This window comes from Pseudoalteromonas sp. P1-9, assembly GCF_001399975.1.
Classification (GTDB): domain Bacteria; phylum Pseudomonadota; class Gammaproteobacteria; order Enterobacterales; family Alteromonadaceae; genus Pseudoalteromonas.
Genome location: NZ_LKBD01000089.1, coordinates 1 through 2,326, shown reverse-complemented (window position 1 = coordinate 2,326; position 2,326 = coordinate 1). Strand labels below are relative to the sequence as shown.

General features: G+C 42.6%; 1 protein-coding gene. It reads right to left on the bottom strand.

What is annotated here, in order from left to right; translation table 11 throughout:
• Positions 1–98: 98 nt before the first annotated feature.
• A complete protein-coding gene (locus AN214_RS21600) occupies positions 99–2,102 on the bottom strand; it encodes an alpha-amylase family protein (RefSeq protein WP_054981599.1) in 2,004 nt (667 codons plus the stop codon).
• Between the last annotated feature and the right edge of the window lie 224 nt (positions 2,103–2,326).

The window sequence follows — 2,326 nt, the reverse complement described above, 5'->3', positions numbered from 1 at the left end:
ATCGCGAAACACTATGAAAGTTCCCACATATTATTTTTATCAGCCTGATTTTTATAAATTATTTATGGGGATGGCTCAGACTCTGACCCCATTGAAAATTAAAAAGCGAGTATCGTCGCGCTATTTTTACCAAATTCAAAAATATTTATTTTGCCGCATTGTGCAAAGTGATTATTCGATTGATAAGGTCTGTTGGCTTGCTGTATGTCGGCCTCCCAACCTTGACCATTTTTGACATAGGCTTTTACTTCAAACCAGCCGTCAACGGTGGCATCGCAATTCATATTTACATCAAGCATCCAGTAATGTTCACCCCATTGGTTTAATGGGGTTTCACCATATCCATCGACTTCAACAGTTCGTTTTGCGCCCCAAGCACTCGGCCAAAAATTGGTTGTCCAATCTAATGCCGTTCCTTCAGCCCCAGCACCTTGATTAGCTTCTACGCCTTGCCAATCAAGCGCTGTGTCGCCTTGTTTCCAAGCAAGTGTTGTTGCATTGCGTAAATTATTGTGACGTATGGGTAACGAGCAAAGAGCGGGGGATTGATTGCAATTTCGGCCAATTGATTGTGCATAATCATAGTCAATACCACCGCGAACAAACATATCTTGCCCTGATTGACTTTGGGCACGAATAAATACTATTGTTCGTTGCCAATCGCTCTCTTGTTGCGATTCGATTTTTGCGTTTTTATGCGTTGCAACCGCATTCATCGACTCGATATTGAGTGCTGCAAACCCTTGTTTATTCACTGTTATGGTTTTACCGGTGCAAGTTAGTTTGTCAGTTGCTAATTCGCCAGATAACACATCACAGTATTGCCCTTCACTTAACCCTGTTTGTAACGTTTGTTGGAGATTGCCTGACTCTCGGTTGATGGCAACAAAGCCACTTGAACCGCGCGAAAATGCAATTTGATTGTTTCCGTTGTCCCACCAATTTGCTATTTGCCACACATCATTTGTGTTGTTTCTAAAATCAACCGCGCCAGCAATACGTTGATGGCGATGCTCACATTGCCAACCATCAGCAAAACAGTTGAGTTTATTATCTTGATGAACTGGATAAGTTGGGCCGCCTGCATCAGTGTCGTGGTGATAATCATAGCTAGACATGACTTTGGGGTAGCCATACGGGTAAGCCAGCATAAATACGTTTGCTAAATCGTATAGCGCGCCATCCTGATGTGTTACGACATTACCAGCGCCACCATGACCTCGTTGATTGTCATGATTGTCGACAAATACCACTGCTTTGTAACTGGGCATCATTCCCCACGCTTCGCCAAAGTTGCGAAGCCAATCGAGCTTGCCAGTTTTAAACGTTTCGCCCAGTTTGGTGGTGTATTTAAATTCTGTTACTAATCCATTGCCAAAATACTCGCTAGCTAAGACCGCTTCACCCCCTTGGTCGATGACTTCTTGAAATACTAAGGGGGAACCATCAACCATGTTTAAAATTGTCGCAATCTCATTGGTATCCATATGTTTGCTAGCATCTAAGCGAAAGCCTTTCACACCGATTGAAACTAAATCATTTAAGTAATTTGCGAGTTGAGTTTGCACGTATGGTGAGCTGGTGTTTAAATCTGGTAAACCAACCAATTCGCAATTTTGCACGCGCCAAGGGTTGGTGCCGTAGTCTTCGCCATTGATTGCACAGGTATCGTGAAAGTCCTGGGCGCTGTACATAGGAAATTGTTTTGTTGAAAAAGCAGTGCCCGTAATGCTTTGGCCACTGCCTGCAGCCATGTGATTTATCACTGCATCAACGTATATATCAACTCCTGCAGATTTACAGCGTGAAACCATGTCTATAAATTGCGTTCTGGTTCCGCCACGACTGTTTAATTCGTACGTTACAGGTTGGTAGCGAGTCCACCATTGATCGCCCGCAACGTGTTCATTTGGTGGTGAAACTTGCACGGCTGCAAAGCCTTTTGGCCCTAAAAAGGATTCACATTCTTTAGCCACATCTGGCCAAGACCATTCGAATAAATGCACAAATGTTGTTGGGGCTGCCATTGCTTGGCTACTGGCAAATGCGCTAAAGCAAAACGCGGTGCTAGCACACAGTAAGCGAAGGTTTTTTGTTGTCATATGTGTTCTCTATTTTATTATTTTGATTTTTTCAAACACAAACAAATATAGAGACTAAAAATTTAACATCACGCTGAATACGTATGCAAAATGGAAACACCCTTAAGAAGGTGATGAATCAATAGGGAATCAATAGGGTCAGAGTCTGAGCCATCCCCATAAATAATTTATAAAAATCAGGCTGATAAAAATAATATGTGGGAACTTTCATAGTGTTTCGCGAT